This is a genomic window from Mycobacterium sp. TH-M106 (genome assembly GCF_057473765.1).
Genome location: NZ_JBYCLE010000257.1, coordinates 1 through 2,506 on the forward strand (window position 1 = coordinate 1; position 2,506 = coordinate 2,506).

Below are 2,506 nucleotides of genomic sequence, written 5' to 3' on the forward strand. Positions count from 1 at the left end.
CGCCCGATCGGCGACTGGTCGACCCGCACCAGCTTGTCGACGAACTCGAGTCCGGTGACCCGGGTGTGCCGGCCGGGAACCTGGCGGGCGCCGTTGAGCCGGTTGGCCAGCACCGCGGCCAGGATGTCGTTGACCAGCGTTGACTTGCCGGAACCGGACACCCCGGTGACCAGGGTGAGGACGCCGAGCGGGAAGGACACGTCGATGTCGGCCAGGTTGTGCTCGCGGGCGCCCACGACGGTCAGTTGCCGCCGGCGGTCGACGGCTCGGCGGATCGCGGGCACCTCGATGCTTTGCGCACCTGACAGGTAGGCGCCGGTGATCGAGTCGCGGTTGGTCAACAGGTCGGCGTAGGTCCCGCTGTGCACGATCTGACCGCCGTGCTCGCCGGCCGCGGGGCCGATGTCGACGATCCAGTCGGCGTGCGCAATGGTGTCCAGGTCGTGTTCGACGACGATCAGCGTATTGCCCAGATCGCGCAGCCGGACCAGTGTTTCGATCAGCCGGCGGTTGTCGCGCTGGTGCAGCCCGATCGAGGGCTCGTCGAGCACGTACAGCACCCCGACCAATCCGGAGCCGATCTGGGTGGCCAGCCGGATGCGTTGCGCTTCACCGCCGGCAAGGGTCCCCGCCGGACGGGACAGGGTCAGGTACTCCAGCCCGACGTCGAGCAGGAAGCCCAGCCGGGACTGGACCTCCTTGAGCACCTGACCGGCGATGGCCTGTTCACGCGGCCCCAGTGTGAGCGCGGCGAGAAAGTTCGAACAATCCGCGATCGACAGCTCGCACACCTCGGCGATGGATTTACTGCCCAACTCCCCGGCGGCCAGCGTCACGGCCAGAATCTCTGCCTTGAGCCGGGTGCCGCGACAGACCGGACAGGGCACGTCGCGCATGAATCCGGCGTAGCGTTCCTTCATCTGCTCGGACTCGGTCTGCTCCATCTTGCGCTGCAGGAACGCCATCACACCCTCGAAGTAGGTGTAGTAGGAGCGGGTGCGGCCGTAACGGTTGCGGTAACGCACGTGCACCTGCTCGTCGGCGCCTTCCAGGATCGCCGTGCGAGCTTTGGCCGGTAGTTTGCGCCACGGGGTGTCGACGTCGAAACCCATTGCGTCGCCGAGGCTGGCCAGCATCCGGGTGAAGTACTCGGCGGCGGGGCCCGTCGACCACGGTGCCACCGCGCCCTCCGCGAGGGTGAGACCAGGATCGGGCACCACGAGATCGACGTCGACCTCTTTGCGGATCCCCAGCCCGGTGCACTCCGGGCAGGCGCCATAGGGCGAGTTGAACGAAAACGACCGGGGCTCAAGGTCATCGACAGCCAACGCGTGGCCGTTGGGGCAGGCCAGCTTCTCGGAGAACCGCTGTTCGCAGTGATGGCCGGACCGGTCGTGCCCTTTGCCATCGGGGAACTCCAGCACCACGATGCCGTCGGCCAGGTTCAGCGCGGTCTCCACCGAATCGGTGAGCCGTTGTTTGGCGCTGGCCTTGACGACCAGCCGGTCCACCACGACCTCGATGTCGTGCTTCTCCTGCTTCTTCAGCTTGGGCGGGTCGGTGAGCGGATGCACCACGCCATCGACCCGGACCCGGCTGTAGCCCTGGGTGTTCAGCTTCTCGAACAGGTCGGCGAACTCGCCCTTGCGGGTGCGCACCACCGGGGCCAGTACCTGAAAGCGAGTGCCCTCGTCCATGGCCAACACCTGGTCGACGATCTGCTGCGGCGTCTGGCGGGCGATCCGCTCGCCGCAGACCGGGCAGTGCGGCGAGCCGGCCCGGGCGTACAGCAGCCGCAGGTAATCGTAGACCTCGGTGATGGTGCCGACCGTCGAGCGCGGGTTGCGGTTGGTCGACTTCTGGTCGATGGAGACCGCCGGCGACAGGCCCTCGATGAAGTCGACGTCCGGCTTGTCCATCTGACCCAGGAACTGGCGGGCGTAGGCCGACAGCGACTCCACGTAGCGGCGCTGGCCCTCCGCGAAGATGGTGTCGAACGCCAGCGACGACTTACCCGATCCGGACAGCCCGGTGAAGACGATCAGCGCGTCGCGCGGCAGGTCGAGATCGACACTGCGAAGGTTGTGTTCGCGCGCACCTTTGACGATCAGCCGGTCAGCCATCGGCACCATCGTATGCGTACCAGTACCGTGGCCGGTATGACTGTCGTCAACGACCACTACACCGGCCATGTCGAGCCGCAAACCGCCGCCCGGCGCACCCTTCCCGGCGCGACGATCCTGAAGGCGTCCGTCGGGCCGTGGGACAACAACGCCTACCTGGTGACGTGCGCGAAAACCGGCGAGTCGCTGCTGATCGACGCCGCCAACGATGCCCAGATCCTCACCGATCTGGTGCGGCGATACGCCCCGAAGGTGTCGCTGATCGTCACCAGCCACCAGCATTTCGACCACTGGCAGGCGCTGGCGGCGCTGGCCGAAGCCACCGGGGCGCCGACTGCCGCGCATGCACTCGACGCCGATCCGCTGCCGGTGCGGCCCGACCG

General features: G+C 67.5%; 2 protein-coding genes. One reads left to right on the forward strand and one right to left on the reverse strand.

The annotated features are described in order from the left end of the window. The coding region (gene uvrA / locus AC2VOP_RS08905) for an excinuclease ABC subunit UvrA (protein WP_486960619.1) at positions 1-2,123 on the reverse strand (2,123 nt) is incomplete at its 3' end. Between the two features lie 36 nt (positions 2,124-2,159). Here uvrA and AC2VOP_RS08910 point away from each other — a divergent pair. After that, positions 2,160-2,506: MBL fold metallo-hydrolase (locus AC2VOP_RS08910; protein WP_486960620.1), on the forward strand; the 347-nt coding region annotated here is incomplete at its 3' end.